Annotated in this window: 15 protein-coding genes, 1 tRNA gene and 5 pseudogenes; 4 read left to right on the top strand and 17 right to left on the bottom strand. The window is 51.6% G+C overall.

Annotated elements, in window-relative coordinates:
* Positions 1–28: 28 nt before the first annotated feature.
* The 7 genes and pseudogenes from FHL16_RS14735 to FHL16_RS14705 all read right to left on the bottom strand — a co-directional run.
* Positions 29–1,645, bottom strand: a complete 1,617-nt coding sequence (locus FHL16_RS14735; RefSeq protein WP_020798868.1) for a long-chain-fatty-acid--CoA ligase — start codon at positions 1,643–1,645, stop codon at positions 29–31.
* Positions 1,646–1,730: 85 nt separating this feature from the next.
* Complete coding sequence (locus FHL16_RS14730; protein ID WP_020798867.1) at positions 1,731–3,395, bottom strand: GMC family oxidoreductase; 1,665 nt, start codon at positions 3,393–3,395, stop codon at positions 1,731–1,733.
* 34 nt (positions 3,396–3,429) lie between these two features.
* Complete coding sequence (locus FHL16_RS14725) at positions 3,430–4,881, bottom strand: aldehyde dehydrogenase family protein (protein WP_020798866.1); 1,452 nt, start codon at positions 4,879–4,881, stop codon at positions 3,430–3,432.
* 32 nt (positions 4,882–4,913) lie between these two features.
* Complete coding sequence (locus FHL16_RS34990; protein ID WP_042955522.1) at positions 4,914–5,444, bottom strand: rubredoxin; 531 nt, start codon at positions 5,442–5,444, stop codon at positions 4,914–4,916.
* A gap of 43 nt (positions 5,445–5,487) precedes the next feature.
* A complete protein-coding gene (locus tag FHL16_RS34985; protein WP_042955521.1) occupies positions 5,488–5,874 on the bottom strand; it encodes a rubredoxin in 387 nt (128 codons plus the stop codon).
* A gap of 160 nt (positions 5,875–6,034) precedes the next feature.
* Positions 6,035–7,237 carry an alkane 1-monooxygenase gene (locus FHL16_RS14710; protein WP_042955520.1) on the bottom strand — a complete coding sequence of 401 codons (1,203 nt, stop codon included), beginning with the start codon at positions 7,235–7,237 and terminating at the stop codon, positions 6,035–6,037.
* Between the two features lie 304 nt (positions 7,238–7,541).
* Positions 7,542–7,859, bottom strand: a pseudogene (locus FHL16_RS14705) (IS66 family transposase zinc-finger binding domain-containing protein); the annotation flags it as partial.
* A gap of 154 nt (positions 7,860–8,013) precedes the next feature.
* On the opposite strand from FHL16_RS14705, the pseudogene FHL16_RS14700 reads away from it, so the two are divergent.
* Positions 8,014–8,406: pseudogene (locus FHL16_RS14700) on the top strand (transposase); the annotation flags it as partial.
* Between the two features lie 47 nt (positions 8,407–8,453).
* Here FHL16_RS14700 and FHL16_RS14695 read toward each other — a convergent pair.
* Positions 8,454–8,648, bottom strand: a pseudogene (locus tag FHL16_RS14695) (transposase domain-containing protein); the annotation flags it as partial.
* Positions 8,649–8,826: 178 nt separating this feature from the next.
* Here FHL16_RS14695 and FHL16_RS14690 point away from each other — a divergent pair.
* Genes FHL16_RS14690 through FHL16_RS14680 form a run of 3 tightly spaced genes read left to right on the top strand, consistent with a single transcriptional unit; the run spans position 8,827 to position 12,031 of the window.
* Entirely contained in the window at positions 8,827–10,080 is a 1,254-nt protein-coding gene (locus FHL16_RS14690) for a site-specific integrase (protein ID WP_020798860.1), read from the top strand.
* Positions 10,077–11,024 carry a tyrosine-type recombinase/integrase gene (locus FHL16_RS14685; RefSeq protein WP_020798859.1) on the top strand — a complete coding sequence of 316 codons (948 nt, stop codon included), beginning with the start codon at positions 10,077–10,079 and terminating at the stop codon, positions 11,022–11,024. Before FHL16_RS14690 ends, FHL16_RS14685 begins: the two co-directional genes overlap by 4 nt.
* Positions 11,021–12,031, top strand: a complete 1,011-nt coding sequence (locus FHL16_RS14680; RefSeq protein WP_077748601.1) for a site-specific integrase — start codon at positions 11,021–11,023, stop codon at positions 12,029–12,031. Before FHL16_RS14685 ends, FHL16_RS14680 begins: the two co-directional genes overlap by 4 nt.
* A gap of 87 nt (positions 12,032–12,118) precedes the next feature.
* On the opposite strand, the pseudogene tnpC reads toward FHL16_RS14680, so the two are convergent.
* The 9 genes and pseudogenes from tnpC to FHL16_RS14635 all read right to left on the bottom strand — a co-directional run.
* Positions 12,119–13,471: pseudogene (gene tnpC / locus FHL16_RS14675) on the bottom strand (IS66 family transposase); the annotation flags it as partial.
* An 18-nt stretch (positions 13,472–13,489) separates the two neighbouring features.
* The gene (gene tnpB, locus FHL16_RS14670; protein WP_020798857.1) at positions 13,490–13,849 is read right to left on the bottom strand and encodes an IS66 family insertion sequence element accessory protein TnpB; all 360 of its coding nucleotides are present in this window, start codon (positions 13,847–13,849) and stop codon (positions 13,490–13,492) included.
* 318 nt (positions 13,850–14,167) lie between these two features.
* Positions 14,168–15,331, bottom strand: a complete 1,164-nt coding sequence (locus FHL16_RS14665; RefSeq protein ID WP_020798856.1) for an NAD(P)/FAD-dependent oxidoreductase — start codon at positions 15,329–15,331, stop codon at positions 14,168–14,170.
* A 49-nt stretch (positions 15,332–15,380) separates the two neighbouring features.
* Positions 15,381–17,861, bottom strand: coding sequence for a LuxR C-terminal-related transcriptional regulator (locus tag FHL16_RS14660; protein ID WP_238706176.1), 2,481 nt, complete (start codon positions 17,859–17,861; stop codon positions 15,381–15,383).
* 241 nt (positions 17,862–18,102) lie between these two features.
* A complete protein-coding gene (locus tag FHL16_RS14655; RefSeq protein ID WP_020798854.1) occupies positions 18,103–18,399 on the bottom strand; it encodes a transposase in 297 nt (98 codons plus the stop codon).
* Positions 18,400–18,402: 3 nt separating this feature from the next.
* Positions 18,403–18,669 (bottom strand): hypothetical protein, encoded by a 267-nt coding sequence (locus tag FHL16_RS14650; protein ID WP_138739045.1) that lies wholly within the window; start codon positions 18,667–18,669, stop codon positions 18,403–18,405.
* A 337-nt stretch (positions 18,670–19,006) separates the two neighbouring features.
* Positions 19,007–19,315, bottom strand: coding sequence for a hypothetical protein (locus FHL16_RS14645; RefSeq protein ID WP_020798852.1), 309 nt, complete (start codon positions 19,313–19,315; stop codon positions 19,007–19,009).
* A gap of 176 nt (positions 19,316–19,491) precedes the next feature.
* Positions 19,492–20,805 (bottom strand): annotated as a pseudogene (locus tag FHL16_RS14640) (tyrosine-type recombinase/integrase); the annotation flags it as partial.
* Positions 20,806–21,029: 224 nt separating this feature from the next.
* Positions 21,030–21,105: transfer RNA gene (locus FHL16_RS14635), tRNA-Gly, on the bottom strand.
* Positions 21,106–21,111 lie beyond the last annotated feature (6 nt).

The following is a 21,111-nucleotide window of genomic DNA, read 5'->3' as shown; positions in this document are numbered from 1 at the left end:
AAATCAGCCCGAGTTCGCACCGAAAGCGTCACGCTAGAATATCAGCGTATTTCTCACGCAAACGATTCTTCAGAATTTTACCAGTTCCATTGCGCGGCAACTCATCAACAAATATAACAGCATCAGGAATTTGCCATTTAGCCACTTTTCCTTCGAAATAATAAAGCAAATCATTGTCCGTAAGACTTGAATCTGGGGCTCTGACTACAACAAGAAGCGGACGTTCATCCCACTTTTCGTGCTTTACCGCTATGACTGCAGCATCAACTATCGCTGGATGCGAAATCGCAATACCTTCTAACTCTACTGTACTAATCCACTCGCCACCGGACTTTATAATATCCTTTGCGCGATCACAAATCGTCATGAAGCCATCGTGATCAATAGTGGCCACATCACCAGTTGGAAACCATCCATTCGAGAGGGTTGTACCAATAGTGCTACGAAAATAATCTTTAATAACCCAATGACCTCGAACGATAAGATTGCCTTTGCAGACACCATCTTCAGGCAGTGTGGCACCCTCATCATCAACTATCTTCAGTTCGACACCATAAGGTGGACGCCCCTGGCTTTGGCGCAGTGCAAGTTTCTTATCCAATGGCAAATTCACTTGATGCCCGAGCAGCGTATTTGCCGTACCAAATGGAGAAAGCTCAGTCATACCCCAAGCATGAATAACTTCAATACCATATAGATCGTTAAATTCTTTAATCATAGATGGAGGGCACGCTGAGCCTCCTACAACAGTTCGAGTAAGGCTTTCTGCTTTCGATCCACTTTCTGCTAAGGAGGTTAACAACCCCTGCCAAATAACAGGCACTCCAAGAGCAATACTGACACGTTCCTGGTCAATTAGCTTCGCTAAGCTAGCGCCATCAAGCGCAGGGCCCGGAAGAACTAATTTTGCACCCACCATAGCAGCTGAGTATGGAATACCCCACGCATTTACATGAAACATCGGAACGACTGGTAAAATTGTATCTCGCGCAGACAAATTTAGCGTATCTGGCATTGCAGTCGTCATCGAATGTAGAACTGTGGAGCGGTGTGAGTAAAGTACGCCCTTAGGATTCCCCGTAGTACCCGAAGTATAACAGAGACTAGAAGCCTCACTTTCATCGACATCAGGCCATACATAGTCATCATCACCTTGTCGAATCAGATCTTCGTAGAAAAGCAATCCTGGTATCTTGGCGGAAGCTTGTAAATCTGCACATCCCATCAAGACAAAGGCTTTGGCCGTTGTTAATAGCCCATCCAGCTCAACAATTATAGGCAAGAATGTCTCATCAAAAAATACTACTTTGTCCTCCGCATGATTTATCACATAAGCGATCTGCTCTTTGAATAGCCTAGGGTTGATTGTATGGCACACCATCCCAGCACCTGAAATACCGAAGTAAATCTCAAGATGGCGAACATTGTTCCAGGCAATGGTTGCACAACGATCACTTTGTGTGAGCCCCATTTTGCCTAGTGCGGACGCAAGCTTACGGGCACGCTGCGCCACCCCAGACCAATAAGTCCTTGTTACTTCGCCAGAGGTTTCAACAGAAACTACCTCTGTACTACCATGGTATCGCTCAGCATGATCAATAAGTGAACTAATGATCAACTGCTTATGCATCATATTACCAATCATAGCGCGGTTCCAGATTCACGATTAAAAATATTTACAGCAGTTACTTCAGTAAAACGCTTACTCATACATTGAGTGAAAACCAACGCTAAAGCAGTTCTGGCGAAAAATTATTGTGTCTAAAATTAATGCTCGCATCCAATGAATCCATATCAATTTTCCGCAAAATTATTTCCGCAGCATTTTCAGCAATCATAATCGTCGGAGCGTTTGTATTCCCGGCGACTAGATTCGGCATAATGGATGCATCAACAACTCTTAGATTTGTTAAGCCACGCACTTTCAGGCTTGGATCAACAACTGACGATGGATCTTTACCCATTCTACAAGTACCTACTGGGTGATAGATTGTCTCAGCTCTACTACGAATATCTGCAACTATTTCATCATCGCTGGTAACAGCAGGACCTGGGACTATTTCCCGTTTAAAATGCTGAGCCATGGACGGGGCCTCAAAGATAGCGCGGCCAATCTTAACGCCAGCAATCATAGTTTTAATATCTTCAGGGTCACTAAGATAATTGGGTTCAATTAGTGGATCATCCAGTGGGTTAGCACTTTTGAGACCAACCCTTCCTCGACTTTTAGGTAAAAGATCACATATGTGTAGCGTGTAACCATAACCAACAGCTATTTTACGACCGTGATCCTTTAAATAGGTTGGCAGGAAGTGAAACTGCAGATTAGGTCGATCACGTTCAGGAGAGCTTTTTACAAAGCCACCTGACTCTGCCACATTGCTCGTCAGAAAACCCTTACGCTTAAAAATATAGGACAATAAACCCACAACCGCACGCGGTATGAAAGAGAACGCCACGCCTATCGGTGCTTGGGAGTTTGCAGCACACATCAGAGTAATATCCAAGTGGTCTTGAAGATTTTGTCCAACTTCAGGAAGGTCGTGCACTAGGGTAATGCCATGCCCCTTAAGCTCGGCTGCCGGTCCAACTCCAGACAGCATTAAAAGTTGAGGTGTATTGACCGCACCAAGAGAAAGAATCACCTCACCACTATCTGTAGTCTTAACCTGATGATTCATATTGCGTTTTATATAAGACACCCCTACTGCCTTACGATCTTCAAAAAGTACTTTTGTAGCATGCGCTTCAGTAATGATATCTAGATTAGGTCGATCAATTACATCATGCAAAAATGCACGAGCGGAACTCCAGCGCTGCCCATGCTTTTGGGTTACTTGATAAAAACCTACGCCCTCTTGGTGAGCACCGTTGAAATCACCGTTGAAGCTAATTTTAGCCTCCATACCAGCTTGGACAAATGATTTACTCAGTGGATTTATATCCTTTAAATCACTAACAACCAGTTCTCCGCTCGTACCATGGTAGTTTGATTTATCAAACCGCTGGTTGCGCTCAAGTGTTTTGAACAACTCGAAAGCACGGTTCCATCCCCAATAAGCCCCACCCGCGAGCTCCCAAGCATGGTAATCATTCTCATGACCCCGGATATAGACCATCGCATTGATCGAACTTGAACCACCTAGCGTTTTCCCTCGGGGCCAAAATAGACTGCGCTCATTAAGTTGTTGCTGCGGTGCAGTTTGAAATGCCCAGTTAAGTTTTTTACTATTAGAAAGTAAAGCAATACCTAGCGGCATATGGATTAACGGGTTTGTATCTCGCGGCCCGGCCTCAAGTAAGCAAACACGCTTCAACGGATCGGCTGAAAGGCGATTAGCGAGAACACATCCAGCGGATCCAGCACCAACAATTATATAATCATACATATTCATGTTACCCCTAAAAGAAAATTATTGCAGTACCACTTCAGCTCAAGTACCTTACCGTCATGTTAATTAATCGCTTAACCTTTTCCGTATAAGGGGGAAACAACAAGTGTGTAATTGATAACTTATCCTGCAAAATTGGCTTCTCGTGTGAAAAAGCCTGAAAACCATAAAACCCATGAGCACTGCCAATACCGCTATTATTAACCCCACCAAAAGGAAGATTGGGATGCAAAAATTGAACGACACTTAGATTTATTCCAACTGACCCAGAACTCGTGCGAGCCACAATATCTTGAGCAAATCTTATATCTTCAGAGAAAATATAAAGCGCCAGAGGCTTAGCGTTATCGCGTATCTGATTAACCACATAGTCTATATCATCATATTCAATAATAGGCAGTAATGGACCGAATATTTCCTCTCGCGAAACATCCATCTCCGGAGTTATTTTAGATATTAAAGTTGGCGCTATAAATCTTTCCTGCGCATCAATCTCACCTCCCTGTAAAATTTCCGCTCCTTTTGCTTTTGCGTCACCTATGAGATCATAAAGCCTATTGAAGTGTTGATCACTTACAATCCTACAATAGTCCGGCGATCTCTTCTGCGCCTCAAAATCTTTTCCATAAACCCGCATAATTTCCTTTATGATGATTTTATTAAAATCATGGGCTATACTTTTGTGCACAAATACATGGTCAGGCGCGATGCACGTCTGTCCATTATTCGAAAACTTTCCCCAGACAATGTTACGAGCAGCTTTTTTTAAGTTTGCTGTCGGGCCAATAATCGTTGGGGACTTTCCGCCTAGCTCCAATGTAACCGAAGCCAGTGTTTTCGCTGCGGCTTGCATTACTAATTTCCCGACTCGCGGGCTACCTGTAAAGAAGATATGGTCAAATGGTAGCGCCAACAGCTCTTGAGAAACAGTGGCGTCGCCCTCCACCACAGCGACTAAATCCGCGGAAAAGGCTTCCCGAATGATAGAATCTATCAACTGAGCAGTATGCGGGGTCAACTCAGATGGCTTTATAATAACGCTATTGCCAGCTGCCAGCGCAGAGACAAGTGGGCCAAAACTAAGATTGAAGGGATAGTTCCAAGGCGCAATGATTAAACAAACCCCCTTTGGCTCGAAACAAAGTCGTGCTTTGGTGCCCAGCACACTAAGTGCTGCCCTCACCCTTCGTGGCTTCATCCAAGTTTTCAGGTTGCGTTTTGCGTGACTTATTTCTTGCAATACCGGAAATATTTCTGTCAGTTTTACCTCGCTCGCCGGCTTACGGAAATCTGCCGCAAGTGCAGCGATAATTTCTGACTCACGCCGCTGAATTATTTCTTTAAGTACATCAAGAGCAGCCGTACGCTCTGCTAAACTAAGTGTCCCCCGGCGACCGCTACTTGCCTTTTTTTGCGAATTAAATATTTCAATTATCGAGTTTCTTTCAGTACTTAAACTGTACCCGGCTAGCCCAGTGTGCATATTCATTTTTATTATTTTCCTGAAGGACTTTAAATGTATTAGGCTGATTTTTCTTGGTAGAGCACATAGTCTTCTTTAGTGGCCCCACAATCCGGACAGCACCAGTCATTAGGGATATCCTCAAAACGAGTACCTGGAGCAAATCCCTCGACCTCGTCACCTAACTCCTCGTCATATATATGACCGCAAGTAATACAGATCCATTTAAGTAATGCTGCTCCGCTCTGTGGTTTAGTTACCTGTGACTTACTTTGTCCCTCTAGTTTCTGCTCTTCAACTGCAACGTCAAGCGCGCTCTCTACGATCATCGTCGCATTTGATATTCCAGCGTTTACATCAGAACCACCCATTTTATTCAGACCTGATAGAGTACTGCTTGGCCTGATATTTACTTCCCCTGCGACCCCCTCAATCATTACAAAATCTAGCTTGTCTCGAACGGCGCAATCTGGACAACACCATTCTTCAGGAATGGCGACCCAAAGAGTATTTGGAGCAAACCCTTCATGCGGCTCACCCTTACTTTCATCATAAATATATTTACAATCTGGACACTTATAGCTAGCCATGGTTGTCACCCTATTAATTAACTTCACCCTTAAAGGATGTTCATTATTTTTTTTTCTTTGCGGAAGACCTACGTACAGTTTGCGTTTGGCTTCGCCGCTGATTTATGGTGACCACCTCAAGCTCATCGGCCAAACTTATTTTTTCAGCCTTTTTTTTTGGTTCAGAACTCGTTTTTTTGAGCTCTAATAACATATATTCGGCAGTGTGATTTTCATTTTTAATTCCAAGATCGTTGCTCTCTTGTTGTACGAGTTCGCACTGCGGATCACAAATTATCTTAAAGTCAATTTTGTCTCGAACGGCACAGTCTGGGCAGGCCCAATTTTCGGGAATTTCATCCCAAGTAGTACTGGGCTTAAACCCTTCGTGCGGCTCCCCTCTACATTCGTCATAGATATACTGACAGTCTGGACACTGGTACTTAGCCATTATTCTCCCTCTTGTAGAGCCTGTGTTCGCAGTCCATCGACCTGCGTCTACACTGCACAAGACAAACTCTCGAAAATACTGTTATCGGGTGCTGCCGACAGATTCAAAAACCTAAACCTGTCGGCACTTTCAACTGCAGAACTGACCTTCAAGGCATCTATTACACCATTGCTTTTACGCCTTGATTATCACTAGCCTCAACATGAGCAAACTTCTTCATGTACTCTGCACGCATTGAGTCGTCAATTTGAATCTTGCTCAGGTCGCCATTTGCCCAATTCACCACTTTAGGATCCATGACCGACCGAAACCACTGAGGGATCATTGCCATGAGAAATACACCGGGGTAACCAGTCGGGAGTGCGGGTAGGCCTGGGAAATCACGTAATGATTGGTATGAACGAGTTGGGTGTGCGTGATGGTCAGAGTGACGCTGAAGGTGGAACAGAACTAGATTCGAGACTATGTGATTACTGTTCCAAGAGTGATGTGGCTTTTGATGTTCATATCGCCCATCTGCCATTTTTTCACGCAGTAAACCGTAATGTTCAATATAATTGGCACTGGTCAACTGCCACCACCCAAAGGCCAACTGGATTGGAAGGAACACCAGCATTTTCGGACCAAAGAAGGCAAGGAGGAGAGTGTAGAGGATAACGGTGATAACCATTGGTTGGAGAATCTCGTTCTCTAAACTCCAAACGCTTTGGCCACGGCGCGAAAGGCGTTGCTCCTCAAGTCCCCACGCACGACGAAACGCCCCTGGAATTTCACGGGTCGAAAATTTATAAATATTTTCCCCCATACGTGACGTCGCAGGATCCATCGGTGTAGCAACATCTCGGTGATGACCTTTATTGTGCTCAATAAAGAAATGTCCGTACCCGACAACAGCCAGAACAATTTTCGCCATCCAACGATCAAATGCTTCTTTTTTGTGGCCCAACTCATGACCAGTATTAAGCGCTAGACCATTCACGATGCCCAGTGACAAGGCAAGCGCGCCGATTTCGAACCACGACATAGGCTGAGTCCCGACCCACCAAGCAGACACGATTAGTGCTGCGTAATGCATTGGAACTGTTAGATAGGTTAAAACTCGATAGTAACGCTCCTTCTCCAGCTTCTCGACTACCTCTTCAGGTGGATTATTAAAGTCCTCACCGAATGCCGCATCAAGCAATGGAAGAAACCCGTACCATACAGCCAGAACTAGACCATAAAAAACACCCCATCCTGTCTCATTGGCAAGCCAGATCCCAATCATCGGAGTTGCCGGCCAGAAAGTTGAAAGCAGCCAAAAATATTTCTTTTTGTCCACGTATTCTGGAACTAAATCCAGAACGTTGTTTTTTCCAATCATTTTTATTCTCCTATTTTTCAATAAGTCTCTGCGAGCACCACACAGCCTGATTCCTACCCCAACAGGGAAAATCCAGCTATCTCCTCCCACATTTGACATGGTCAAAATCGCACTCACCTTAGACTCTCCTCAACTACCCATTGGTGTAGTTCTTTGGATCTCGGTAGGAATGGCAGTCACCTGCCCCCCCCCGCACAGACTGTTGTGGTCAACGAATTCTGGACACTGGTTTAGGGCCTGTTGCCGCTGACCGAAAACTGACCAGTAGGGGCTGTTCTGCCGACTGAAAACTGACCGGTCGCTATAGGCCATCGACGTATTTGGTGGTCAGCAACATCGCCAAAACGCTGGAGCTGGCCATGCTCTTTTCGATCAGTTGCACCGGTTTTTCAGCAGTGACCAGCGCGGTTTCACAGCCACGGCAGGCGTAGACCTTACGCACATGTTTGATCACGCGGATTTGCATCGGCACGATCTCAAGCTGCTCGCTGATTTCCTCGCCAATGCTGTGTTTACGGCAACCGCAGGCACAGCTCAGCTCGTGATCGGGCAGTTCGTGAATGACTTCGATACGCGGAAGATAGGCGGGCAGAGGCTTGCGTTTACCCCGTCGTTTGGTCGGGTCGCGGTAGGGACGGCAGTTACCTGCCGCCCCCGCACAGATCCGTACGTGCGGAACTACCGCATAAAATGTGGCTGAGCACATTTTATGCGGGGTGACTCTCAAGTACGGTTCTTAGGGGAGGCAGGAGTGGTAACACTCCTGCTTTACCCGACTGAAGGCTCATATCGGCGTGGACGTCGAGTCTGGCCTGGTGCACAGCGTGGTAGGCACGGCGGCCAATGTGGCGGATGTCACCCAGGTCGACAAGCTGTTGCACGGAGAGGAAAACATGGTGGGGGCCGATGTTGGATATACAGGTGTCGAGAAGCGTCCTGAGCATGGGGGCCGTCAAGTTATCTGGCAGGTTGCCGCACGCCGCAGCACCTACAAGAAACTCGATAAGCGCAGCGCGCTGTACAAAGCCAAGCGCAAGATTGAGAAGGCCAAAGCCCAGGTGCATGCCAAGGTCGAGCATCCGTTCCGGGTGATTAAACGTCAGTTCGGTTATGTGAAGACGCGCTTCCGTGGCCTAGCCAAGAACACTGCGCAACTGGTGACGCTGTTCGGAAAGCGCTCCATAAACCCCATCTACCCAGTTCAGGCAGTTTGGTTTTAAATCGCCTTCAGGTTCCAGGGCAGTAGCGCTTCATAGTCCTCAACGGTAGTGGCTTGGGGCAGGAGCTCGAGGATATGGCGCAGCCAGGCATAAGGCTCCTGACCGTTGGCTTTGGCGGTTTCCACCAGGCTGTAGAGCTGCGCGCTGGCTGTCGCTCCTTTTGGCGTGTCGCTGAACAGCCAGTTCTTGCGCTTATGCCAAGCTTGGCATAAGCGCAATTATCCTCACTCGGAAATTATGCTCAGTTCGCCTGTGCTCGGTTTCGTGATCGCATAGTCCACCTGCTGTCCGGGTCTTCCGGCGCGTTTCGGACACGCCATAATTTTTGGTGGTTTTCTGTAGAGCCCGTCCCCTCTACAGGAGCACACCATGTCTGCGGATCAATACCTGGCGAGACTTTCTTGCCGCGACGAGCTCAACGACAGTCCGCTCAGCGCTACCGTCGTTCCTTACGTCGAAGCCCTACTTGTCCAGCGCTACGCTAAGCGCACGATCGGCCTGTATTTGCATGCTCTGGCCCACTTCGGTCACTGGATGAAGACCGAAGCGCTGTGTGTGGAGAGCATCGACGCAGCGCTCACCGAGCGCTTCGTGCGCGAGCATTTACCTGCCTGTACCTGTTCTATGTCGCTGCATTCCGGCACGGTCAATACTAGGGCGGCACTCCGGCACTTGCTAAAGCTGCTGGCACAACGGCGACCAGTGAAATCATCCACAGATGATCCGATCACAACTGAGCTTGACCGGTTTGGCGATTATCTTCAGAACATCTGCGGGGTGGCCCCCCAAACAAATGCTCGTCGATGCAAAGACGTCGGGGTACTTCTCGTTTACTGCTTCGGAGCCGAGCCGCTTGTTCTATCGCCACTGTCCGTTGCCCAGATTGACGCATTTGTAGCTACCTTGATCCCGCGCTTGCGACCGGCATCGTTGCGGACGGGGTGCAACAGTTTGCGTAGCTATTTTCGTTTCCGCGCCTTGCTGGGGGAGTCGACCGACGCACTCTCGGCGAGCCTCCCGAGAGTCGCGGACTGGCGGCATGCCACCTTGCCCAAGGCGCTCTCGGATGCTCAGCTGGCGGCGTTTCTCAAGGTGTTCGATTGCTCAAATCCGGTCGAACTGCGTGATTACGCCATCGCACGCTGCCTGCTTGACCTTGGTTTGCGTGGCGATGAAGTGGCTCACCTGACACTGCAGTCGGTCGACTGGCGCAACGGCACGCTTACGCTCGGCACTAGCAAGAGCAAACGCGTGCAGCAATTGCCCCTTCCAGTGCCCACCGGTGAGGCGATTGCCCGCTATCTGCGACAGGGACGACCGCAGACGACCGACCGCAATTTGTTCGTGCGCCATCGCGCACCCGTCGGCATACCGCTCAGCGTGGCTGCCCTCCGTAGCGCCATGAATCGAGCCTTTGTACGCTGCGGCTTGCGTGATCAGTTCTGCAATACCCATGTCCTGCGCCGTACCACGGCGACCCGGCTGCAGCGCGCAGGGGCGTCGGTCAAGGAAATCGCCGATCTGCTGCGCCACCGAAGCATCGACACGGCCAGCGCTTACGCCCGCGTCGACCTGGAAGGTTTGCGCGCCGTCGCATTGCCCTGGCCCGGGAGTCGCTCATGAAGACGCCGATCTCCTGGATGTCACACGTCGAGGCGTATTTGGCGCATCGGCGCGGCCTCGGATTCAAGCTGACGAATGATGAAGCGCGGCTCAGATCATTCGCCCGCTTCGCTGACCAGATCAGCACGGCGGATCATCTGACGGTGGCGCTTGCCGTCGCCTGGGCCCGCGCTTCGCGGTGTCCAAGTCCGCTCACATGGGCTCGTCGCATCGAGGTTCTGCGTGGTTTCGCCCGATTCTGCCAGCGTCTCGATCCGGCTACCGAGATACCACCACGCGATCTCTTCGGTTCTGCTCACCGGCGCCTGGTCCCGCACATCTACACTGCTGCGGAGCTGGTCGCGCTCCTCAAGGCTACCGATGAACTCATTCCGATCAACGGGCTGCGCGCCGCAACCTGCCGTACCGTATTTGGATTGCTGGCCGCGAGCGGGCTGCGTATCGCCGAAGCGCTTGCGCTCACGCGCGCAGACGTCGATCTGGCGAGCGGGGTGCTCTGTATCGAGGAGGCCAAGTTTCATCAGCGGCGTCTGGTGCCGCTGCATCCGAGCGTTACCGAGCAGTTGCGCGCATATGCCCGGCAGCGTGACCAGCTCGTGCCGCGGCCCGCGTGCGAACGGTTCTTTCTGCGCGATGACGGCCAGCCGGCCAATCAGCGCGCAATGCTGTACGCCCTACAAACGCTGTGCCGACAACTCGACTGGCAGCCGCGCGGGAACCATGTCCATCACCGTTTGCACGATCTGAGACACACCTTTATCGTGAGCAGCATGCTGCGCTTCTACCAGCAGGGCATCGATGACGAGCACGCCGTACTGGCGCTATCGACGTACGTGGGGCATGCCAGGGTGAGCGATACCTACTGGTACTTCACTGGCGTGCCGGAGCTGATGGCGATTGCGGCTGAGCGCTTCCACCGCTATGCACTGGGAGCATCGCAATGAACCCCTTGCTGGCCGATGCTGCCGAATTTTCTGCCTTGCTCCAGCGCTTCTTTGCCGAACGCCTCATGCAACAAAAGAACGTGAGCCCGAGAACGGTGAGCGCTTACCGCGACACCTTCCGTCTGCTGCTTCGCTACATCGAGCGCGAGAGGGGCAAACCGCCCGCCAAGCTGACGCTGAATGACTTCGATGCAACATTGGTGCTCGAGTTTCTGGCCCATCTTGAAGCCGAGCGGCATAACTCGGTGCGCAGCCGCAACGCGCGCTTGGCAGCCGTGCGAGCCTTTGCCCACTACGTGGCCTTGCAATGCCCGCCAGCTCTGCAGTTGGCCCAGCAAATATTGGCCATCCCGATGAAGCGCTTCGACAAACCACTGCTCGGGTTTCTTTCCCGCGACGAGGTTCAGGCGCTGCTCGCCGCGCCCGATGCCAATACATGGTGCGGCCGGCGCGATCGTATCCTGATCGCGCTGCTCTACAACACGGGAGCCCGAGTCTCCGAGTTGATCGGCATTCGCGTGGCTGACGTGACGCTGGAAGTCACCCCCTCGGTGTGTCTGCACGGCAAGGGGCGTAAGCAGCGAACCGTGCCGCTGTGGAAGGAAACGGCCGTCGAGATCCGTCACTGGCTGCAGTCCGTCGGCTTGCGGGCGGAACAGCCCCTGGTACCCAGCCGACGCGGACTGCCGATGACGCGCTCGAATGTGGCTGAGCGGATTGCCTTGGCAGTCACTGCCGCGACAAAAAAGTGCCCCCAGTTGCAGCAGCGCAAGGTGTCACCACACACGCTGCGGCATACGACGGCCATGCACCTTCTGCAGGCCGGAGTGGACATCACCGTCATCGCGCTATGGTTGGGCCACGAAAGCCCGGTCACCACCCATGGATATGTCGAGGCTGACCTGGCCATGAAGGAACGTGCGCTTGCCACCATCGGCCCACCCGAAACCAAGCGCACGCGCTATCGTCCGACTGACGCCCTGCTGAAGTTTCTGGAAAGTCTCTGAAATTATGCAAAGTCGGCAGTGGTTGGCTGCCAGGCGCGCCGTCATCCACTGCTGCATACCCGACATAATTTCCGAGTGAGGATAATTGCGGCCGATGACGAAGGGCCGGATGGCCCGCTCGGCAGCGTTGTTGTCGATCGGCAGGTGGCCGGCCTCGATGTAGCGCTCGAGTCGGCTCCAGTTGCTCGCCAAGTAGTTCACTGCTTTGCCCAGGGCATTCTGCGCGGTGACCTGCGGCTGGGTTTTCTCCAGCCAGGCCTTGAGTTGGGCGAGCAACGGCCGGCTGTGTTGCTGACGGCCGTGGTGGAGTGCCTCATCGCTGACGTCCTTGAGTTCGCGCTCGATGCCGTAGAGTTTGTTGATCATCCCCAACGCGATGTCGGCGCGTCCGGTTTTGCCCTTCGGTTGCACCTTTTGCGCTTCGACGAATTTGCGCCGTGCATGCGCCCAGCAGGCCAGACGTTCAACACCCGACTGTGCGGCCACAGCGTTGTAGCCAGCGTAGTCGTCGGTCATCAAATAACCGCGATAGCCGGCAAGCAGGCGCAGTGGTACCTCCTGGGCACGGCTGGCGGTGTACTCGAAGAGGATCACCGGCTTGTTCGGCGGGCCGCCGGTTTGCACCCACATCCAGGAGTGGCTGCTCGGGTCGCGCCCCGGCTCTTTCAGCACCTGCACACGGGTTTCATCGCAATGGATCACCGGGCTGTCCAGCAGCTTGTCGCGCATCAGGTTGAGCAAGGGTTGTAACTGCGCACCGCACTGAATCACCCAGCGCGCCAGGGTCTGGCGGGGGATGTCGATGCCATGGCGGCTCAGAACCGTCTCGAAGCGATACAGCGGCAGGCCGTCCGCATACTTGGTGGTCAGCAGCATGGCCAAGACGCTGGGGCTGGCCAGGCTTTTCTCGATTAACTGCGCCGGCTTATCGGCGGTGACCGGCGCGCGTTCGCAGCCCTTGCAGGCGTAGGTTTTGCGGATGTGTTTGATCACCCGGATCTGCATCGGGATGATCTCCAGTTGTTCGCTGGTTTCCTCACCCATGACGTGTTTGCGGCAACCGCATTCGCAGGTCAGTTCGTGCTCGGGCAACTCGTGAATGACTTCGATGCGAGGCAGTTCGGCCGGCAGTGACTGGCGCTTGCCACGCGGTTTGCTGACGGCGACAGGGCGCAGTTCGACCGTTTCGACGTCGTCCTGACCATCGCCATTGGGCTGCTCGGCCAGCACCTCGGCCTCGTTGAGCAAGGGCAATTGCGGCGACTCGGGATCGCTGGTCTGCTCGGACTTGCGGCCAAACAGGCGATCACGCAGCAAGGCAACCTGCTCTTGCAGTTGCGTGATCTTGCCCAGATTCGACTGACGCTCCAGCAGCACGTCAGACAGCAGCTGCTTGAGCGTTTCGGGGTCGTCAGGAAGGGTTTCGGGCACGGAAATCATGCCGTGGATTATACCGGCTCAGGTCACGAAACGCGGCGTCAAAACCTGATGCGGGCGGTTGCGCCACAGGTCAAAACCATCCAGCAGCCAGTTCAATTCCTGGACCGTCAGCACGATGGCTTCGTCTTGATCGTCAGGCGATGTTTTGAATCGCTCGGCATCAAGGCGCTTGAGCCACAGACAGAAGCCATTGCGCTCCCAGTACAAGATCTTCACCCGGTTACGCGACTTGTTGAGGAAGACGAACAGCACCGGATCGAACACCGCCACCTTGATATCCAACTCGACCAGAGCAGCCAAGCCGTCGATGGATTTTCGGAAATCCACCGGCTTGGGGTAGAGATAGACTTTTTCGACTTTGGCGTCGGGGCGCATCATGGCGGCTGGCTCCAGAAAGAAATCGGAGCACAGCATTGGCTGGCCTGCGGATCATTTGAAGATGGGGTTTATGGAGCGCTTTCGCTGTTCGCCCTGTCGAATCTGTGGATGGCGCGCCGACATTTACTGACAAATGCAGGAGAGGTGCGCCCGTAATGTGGGCAATAGCCGCCGAGAGGTGCTCGCGGCGGCTAAAAACTCAGAAATGAGCGGGTGATCTAATCGATTTTTGTCGATTTACCGCTTTCAAAATCAGCGGAGGTTGAAGTCAGCCAGAAATGCATGGCTACTTCAGAGGATCCTTAGGATGTCCGATAATCATTGATACTCAGGCATTGTTATACTCTCGCCAAGTAAACCTTGACGTTTCGGCAAATTTATTGTCTCGGTTGCAATCAGTATTTCATTTTTATACGCAAGAACTTCTAGTTCAACAGCTTTTGTATTGGTTGCCACAACGAGTTTGTCGTAATCTTTTAGAGCGCCAAGTCCTTGTAGTGTAATCCCTTTAAGATCAGACCAGAACCGTGGCGGGGTTGGTGTGGGTCTTGACGTTCCACAAATACCGCTTGCGACAATTTGAGCTTGTGTAACAGCATTATGAATTGTTTCTAAACGTACCATTGCCTCAAAAAAAGGGTTCCTTGCTAGTGCGCAGTCGCCGATTGCATATATATTAATATCCGAAGTGCGCATTTGTTCATTAACCACAACACCATTGCTCACTTCAAGGGCTGCCTCAGCTGCCAATCCTAGTTCAGGTATAGCGCCGATTCCAACTACAATCAAATCTGTTTGAATTTTTTCGCCACTTGCTAATACGCATTTATCCACATGGCCATTCATGCCCTTTATGGAGGTTAATTTCGCATTTAACATGAACTCAACTCCTTCAACCTCAAGGCGGGCTCTGACCAAATTGGCTGCTGCTGGTGTTACAACGCGCGCCATTACTCGCGGGGCGGCTTCTATCACTGTAACCTTCTTCCCTAAGCCCACCGCAGCTGAGGCGACTTCAAGCCCGATCACTCCGCCGCCCAACACAACAACAGACGTACTTTCCGCAAGTTTTCTACGTAAATTTTTGGCGTCTTCTATGTTGCGTAAATAGCAAACTCCAGACAATTCAGACCCCTCACAGGTTAACCTGCGCGCGTTAGCACCTGTTGCAAGTATCAATTTATCATATGTGTACTCCTCCCCGTTTTTAGCAGAAACCACCTTGCGCTCCACATTAATTGATACAACCACTGTATTCAACGAAATATTAATGTTGTTGTTTTTATAAAAGTCTTCGGATTTTAGTGGTGGTGTGGATGCCGCAGTTTCGCTTGTCAGAAAAGCCTTGGATAGAGGAGGCCGCTGATAAGGCGCAACAGCCTCATTACTCAAAAGCCTAATTTCCCCTGTATAGCCATATTGACGAAGCCAGAACGCTGCGTTTACTCCAGCTGTCCCGGCGCCAACAATAACAATTTTCATATAATCTCTCCGATATATCTTCCATTGTTTTCACTTAGTGCCAGTCGCCTCAGATGAAACTCTGGCGCTCGGCTTCAATTATTGCTTGCGTGCGACTCTTTACATTAAGAAAGGTGAATATTTTCCTCATATGCCATTTTACAGTATCTTCGGTAACATACAGAGCGGCCGCTATTTCTTTGTTCGAATAACCATCCTTTACATATCTCAAGACGCTGATCTGCTTCAGCGTCAAAGACGTACCATCGTTATTCAACGGGGCGTTTATAGTGTCCACTATTCTTGACAGGCTCAAATTTGCAATCGTTTGGTCTACGTTAGCTACTGCGAAGATTTCACGTGATGCCGGTATTGCTATTTTAATTAAACGCATTTCATCAAGTACTGTTTGAAAACATTGAAGCTGCTTTGCCATTTCCAACGCGTAAGCTATGTTATGCCGGGCTTTATTTAGTGTGCCAGCACCGGATTGTGCTCCCGCTAAATATAATAATCCGCGGACTTCCAATTGGCCTGCGCCAATTTTTCGGGCTTGATGAATAGCCAATAACGCTCTGTGCGCGGCAAACTTAAAGTTATGAGATTGGGAGGACTCGATTGATCGAAAAAGCATTAGGCGTGCGCGGAGGGGGGGGGAGTGCGGCCCGGAGAAAACTTCTAATTCTTCACATTCTTGTAACTTATCTACATTCGTTACGCCTTGAAAAATTGAGCGCTGACAGATCTCAATTTGGCTCATAAATTCTAATCTAGGTAGATTTTTTTCAATCGCATGTGCCTTCGCCCACTCCAAAATCTCAATGGAACCATTGAGGTCATTCCTTCCAAGCCGCCAGGCTGACACAGTGCGGCATACGGAAAAGAACAAGTCTGTCACTCCGTGATTGGCAATGAACTCTAGAATTTTGGTAAGCTTTTCTTCTGATGTGTCCAAATGACCCAGTTCATAATTTATTTCAAGCTCTAGAGCATCCAACATTTTGGAAGTGAACGCGGTCTCATTACTCTGTGTGTCGCTGTCCGTGCGTGCTTGAGTCAAAATTTTCTTCGCCCTGATAATTTTACCGCTTGCTAGCGCTTGTTGGATCTGGGCGACATTCAGCCAACCAAAAGCAAATTTCTGGTTGGCAAATTTGTTCACGGCTTGAGCTTGGGCCAGCACCTTCTCTAACTCTGCAAACCTATACTCACTGGCAAAGATAAACGCCAAACAGGTCAACGCAGCCCCCTTGCCAACTGCGTTTGAATCCCCAAATAAACTAATCCACTTGTTACAGAGGTCCTCACTCGAAAGCATTTCATCATTCGTTGCTTTACCTATTGCTAACACAAGCTGCGGCCATCCTTTTTCTTGCCATTTGTTTGTTTTATCGGGCTGGAACTGGACAAGTAGATTTTCAAGTAATTTGGTTGCTCGCGCGCCCTGCAGACTGAAAAAACACACCCACGCGTAACCAATAACTATTGTGGGATGTTTGTACAACTCCTTCACCGGCATTTCCGATAGCCACTGTCTTAATGTAAATATTTCGCCCTGGCGAAATGCTAAATCTAAAATTATCTCTTCGCTCAGGCCGACTGCCCAGCGACTGTTATTCGCCCGAAGGGCTATACGTATAGCATACTGGAACTCGCCCCTACGCCAGTGCCAGAAAGCTGCGCGTTTAAGCAGGTAGGATTTTTTAGCAGGATTTTCAGTCCATGTAATACGTTGAAGAAAATCGCGCAATACTGGATGCAATGTAAACTGCGCGGCCTCACCTTTTACCGGACGAAACAACATGTAATCGACACTAAAAAATCTAATAAAATTGGTCGCATTGGTGCATTTGAACACGTAATTGTAGCTGTCATATGTCACGAAATCGAGTAACGAAGAGTTCACAAGAAAAACACGCTGCTGCTCGGAAAGCGCCTCAAATATTTCGTCATTTAAGTAATTATTTACTTCAAATACTTCTGAAATAGACTTGGCTGAAAGTTCACTTTTTAACAAAAGCCCTATAATAGCGGGCCATCCTTCCACCTCTTGTACCAAGGTCTCTATCTGCACCTTAGTAAGTCCAAGAACGGCCTCCGCCTCCGCTAACGCCACCGCCTCGTCTACGGTAAGGGCTAAGTCTTTCTCGGAATATTCCTGCATTGCGCCTGCAAGTTTAAGTTGGGATAGCCCTTTTATCGTATTACCTGCAACTGCAAATCTAATATTTTTTGGTGTTTCTAATATGAATGTTACAATCGCGTGCAGCACCGGGAGGCCCAAGTCGTGGCTTATATTATCCAAACAAATCAGCACCTCTATCTCATTGATTGAGGTGTTATTCCAAAGACTGGATGCAAGTTTTCGCAAGAGTGCTGGCTTGCTCTCGTTCTCTCTGACATGACTGAAGTTTACTAGCCCGAAAGTTTCAAGCTGCTCAATAATCTCTGCACAGATGTCAACTTCACTGTAAGAATCTTCTCCTAAAGAAATCCATACTGCAGGATGTCCGGTTGTTCTGTGGCGTAGCCATTCGAACGCTAGAGCCACGGTTTTTCCATATCCAGGCGGGGCTCTGTAAAAGCATACTCTGGCCGCAGTTTCATTCGCGCAACTCAATCGGGGTCTATATATGCGACTGTAGACCTTGGCACTTATTAGCGCCTCAACTTTACCCGACCTTGTTTTAGAAATCGGCAAACCATGATTTATTTTTCTTATTTTCACTTTACTATTTTGCTCCAGTGGAACAGCGCTCTTCTTATGATATTCCAATTGTTAAATGTATAAACTACACTAAAGTGTAGTAAATATTCTGGATAGTGGGAAATTTACGCACAGCGGTAAATAGCTCGACATGGCAGCTCTTATGACGCCCCAACCTATAGTTTCGATAAATCAGCTGACGCGACAAATAGCCTGACGCGGCAGGTATCGCACTGCCGTTGTCCGAGTGCAGTACCAGCGGCTGACCGGCCCGCCATTCGCGCAGACAGGCCTGGCGCAGTAGCTGGGCGGGCTGCTCGGCGCTTTCACTGGCATGCACCTCGCTGGCCACCAGCTTGCGGCTGTAGGCGTCCTTAATCATGTATCAGTAGAAGTAGCGGCCCTTGACCGTGGTCAGCAGCCAGGTGATGTCCCAGCACCAGAGTTGGTTCGGGCCATCGGCGACATGGGTCGTCAGCGCTCGCTTCACCGGTGGGCGGCTACGGCCGCGCGGATGCCGCTGCTCGGCTTCCCTCAGCACCCGGTAGAAGGTCGACTCCGAAGCCAGCCAGGTGCCCTGATCGGCCAGCCGCGCCACGATCTGATGCGGCGGCAGGCTGGCAAACTCGGGCTGGTTGGCGACTTCCAGCACACGGCGGGGCTCTTGCGGACTCAGCTCGTTGGCCGGTGCCGCACGCGGCGTCAAGGGACGCCGATCCTCCGGGCAGTGCTGCCAGCGCTAAAGGCTGCGCAACGACGGACCCAGTTCGGCACAGGCCTGCGCCCGCAGGGCTCCCGCCGCCACGGCTTCTTCGATCAACTGCAGGGTTTCGCGGCGATCCGGAGCGCTGATCGTCCTTCCCCCAGAGCGCCTCGGCTTTTTTTCGCAACACTAACAGGGCTGCGGTTTCTGCCAGCGCCGCGCCCTTGCGCCGCAGCTCACGCTCCAGCTGCTTGATGCGCTGCTTCGCGGCCTTCTCCTCTTCGCGCTAGCGCCGGTTTTTGCTCGGCTGAACCGGGCTGTTAGCCTGCTCGCAGGCTTCACGCCAAGCCTTGACCTGCTCGACATACAGGCCTTTGCGCCGGCAATACTCTGCCAGCTCCGTCTCCTTGAGACTGGCGCTTTCCAGCACCACCCGAAACTTGTCCTGGCTCGACCACTGATCGGCCTGATTACCCTCTCCCGGCACCACTGATTCCGCTGCTCTGGCCTGTTTGCGCCAAGCATACAGGGTGGCATCGGTAATGCCTGTCACCTCCACCAACTCCGGCACCGTCCGGTTCAGCGGCGGCATCATCTGCCGCCCCCCCCGCCACACTCCCGACGCTCTATCGAATAACGCGCCACACAGTTCTCACTTCCGCCCACCGACCAAGACTCATCGAATCAACTCACACGACAACTATCCTGACGCGGCGAGCTTCACCACAGACGAGATCAGAATCGGCGACACATCACACCCCTCGATTCGCCAGGTGCTTCTGCGCCTTCCTCCAGCGCCGGAATGCCGTCGATGCGGATAGTCAAATGCGCACACGCAGCTTTCACCTCCCCCTGCTCCAGCAGATCGAGCCGATCTGCCCAGTCCTGCATCATTTTCCGGCGAGGTTCCACGTAAAGGGCATGGTTGTAGGTGGCGCTGACTTTATTGGGATCAGCGTGCGAGAGTTGCGCATCCACCCAAATCTTGGGGTAGCCGACCTCGTTGAGCGCCGTGGAGAGCGTGCCACGGATGCCATGGCCGGTGAGCAGGTCCTGGTAGCCCATGCGCTTGAGCGCTCCATTCAGCGTGTTCTCGCTGATGCGCTTCTTGAGATCACCCCTGTGAGCCAACAGGTAACGCTGGGCAGGTTTGACCTGCTCCAGCAGGTAGCGAACGATCTCGATGGCCTGGACCGATAACGGCACGACGTAGGGCGGAATATCCTGCGGCCGCTGTCCACGCTTGCGCATACCGTCCTGCAGTTGCTTGACCACCTCGGGGGGAATGATCCACAGACCGCGCTCAAGATCAAACTGATCAGGGGTTGCCAAGCGCAGTTCGCCAGTCCGAACACCCGTCAGCAACAACAGACGAATACCAAGTCGTGTGGTGATCGTGCCTCTATAGCAACGCAGCTTATGCAGCAGGTCGGGCAGCTCAGATAACCGCAGGAAGGGATTATTGACCACAGGTGGTTTGGGGACAGCTACCACATCCAGATCCGATGCTGGGTTGCTCTCCAGTCCTTCGACTTTCACTATAGCAAAGCGGAACAACTGCCTGAACCAGGCGCGCACCTTCTCCGCAGTCGTGAATGCCCTACGCTGCTCGATCCGAGCAAGCACTGTCAGTAGATCGGGACGACGGACCTCATAGATGGACATGGCGCCCAAGGCAGGCAGCACGTCTTTATCGAAGATGCGCTGGATCTGCGAGAGCGTACTCTGCCGCCCCTCCTTGAGTTCCAGCTTGCGGTGTGCAAGCCACTGCAGATATACCGCCTTGAAGCTGTGCTCCGCCGCCAAACACGCAGCACGAAACTTCTTCTTGCGGTCATTCTTGGGATTGATGCCTTTCGCCAACAGAGCGCGGGCCTCATCGCGCAACGCACGCGCCTCCCGGAGACTGACCTCCGGATAGGTGCCCAGAGACATCCGCTTCTGTTTAGCAGCCCAGTAGTATCTGAAGTGCCAGGATTTACCTCCCGTAGCGGATACCGCCAGCGAGAGGCCATCGAAGTCAGGGAGGGTATAGTCTTTGCCAGTCGCCCGGGCTTGCCGGACAGAGACGTCTGTGAGTGCCATGGTATAGCTCCTGAACCTGGGTCAGGGCTAGATGCTTGTCTCGCAGGCCACACTCCTCCAGCAACAATCCGGAAACCACGCACCCCGTAAAGATGGACTTAAAAATGGACTTAAAAGCCCTGGCTGGGGGTGGTTTCCAGTGGATTTCGCTGGAACGAAAAAAGGGCCTTAGGCCCTTCTTTCAATGACTTACAGACTTCGGTGGACGTCTGTAGATCATAATTTGGAGCGGGAAACGAGACTCGAACTCGCGACCCCGACCTTGGCAAGGTCGTGCTCTACCAACTGAGCTATTCCCGCAAATGG

It is taken from the genome of Pseudomonas sp. FSL W5-0299, from assembly GCF_005930655.1.
GTDB classification, from domain to species: Bacteria; Pseudomonadota; Gammaproteobacteria; order Pseudomonadales; family Pseudomonadaceae; genus Aquipseudomonas; species Aquipseudomonas mandelii.
This window is presented reverse-complemented; position numbering and strand designations above follow the sequence as displayed.

Bases quoted from the DNA above. Each gene is read 5' to 3' on its own strand.
- FHL16_RS14735 (WP_020798868.1), bottom strand. From the start codon at position 1,645: ATGATTGGTAATATGATGCATAAGCAGTTGATCATTAGTTCACTTATT.
- FHL16_RS14730 (WP_020798867.1), bottom strand. From the start codon at position 3,395: ATGAATATGTATGATTATATAATTGTTGGTGCTGGATCCGCTGGATGT.
- FHL16_RS14725 (WP_020798866.1), bottom strand. From the start codon at position 4,881: ATGAATATGCACACTGGGCTAGCCGGGTACAGTTTAAGTACTGAAAGA.
- FHL16_RS34990 (WP_042955522.1), bottom strand. From the start codon at position 5,444: ATGGCTAGCTATAAGTGTCCAGATTGTAAATATATTTATGATGAAAGT.
- FHL16_RS34985 (WP_042955521.1), bottom strand. From the start codon at position 5,874: ATGGCTAAGTACCAGTGTCCAGACTGTCAGTATATCTATGACGAATGT.
- FHL16_RS14710 (WP_042955520.1), bottom strand. From the start codon at position 7,237: ATGATTGGAAAAAACAACGTTCTGGATTTAGTTCCAGAATACGTGGAC.
- FHL16_RS14690 (WP_020798860.1), top strand. From the start codon at position 8,827: ATGTCTGCGGATCAATACCTGGCGAGACTTTCTTGCCGCGACGAGCTC.
- FHL16_RS14685 (WP_020798859.1), top strand. From the start codon at position 10,077: ATGAAGACGCCGATCTCCTGGATGTCACACGTCGAGGCGTATTTGGCG.
- FHL16_RS14680 (WP_077748601.1), top strand. From the start codon at position 11,021: ATGAACCCCTTGCTGGCCGATGCTGCCGAATTTTCTGCCTTGCTCCAG.
- tnpB (WP_020798857.1), bottom strand. From the start codon at position 13,849: ATGATGCGCCCCGACGCCAAAGTCGAAAAAGTCTATCTCTACCCCAAG.
- FHL16_RS14665 (WP_020798856.1), bottom strand. From the start codon at position 15,331: ATGAAAATTGTTATTGTTGGCGCCGGGACAGCTGGAGTAAACGCAGCG.
- FHL16_RS14655 (WP_020798854.1), bottom strand. From the start codon at position 18,399: ATGATTAAGGACGCCTACAGCCGCAAGCTGGTGGCCAGCGAGGTGCAT.
- FHL16_RS14645 (WP_020798852.1), bottom strand. From the start codon at position 19,315: ATGATGCCGCCGCTGAACCGGACGGTGCCGGAGTTGGTGGAGGTGACA.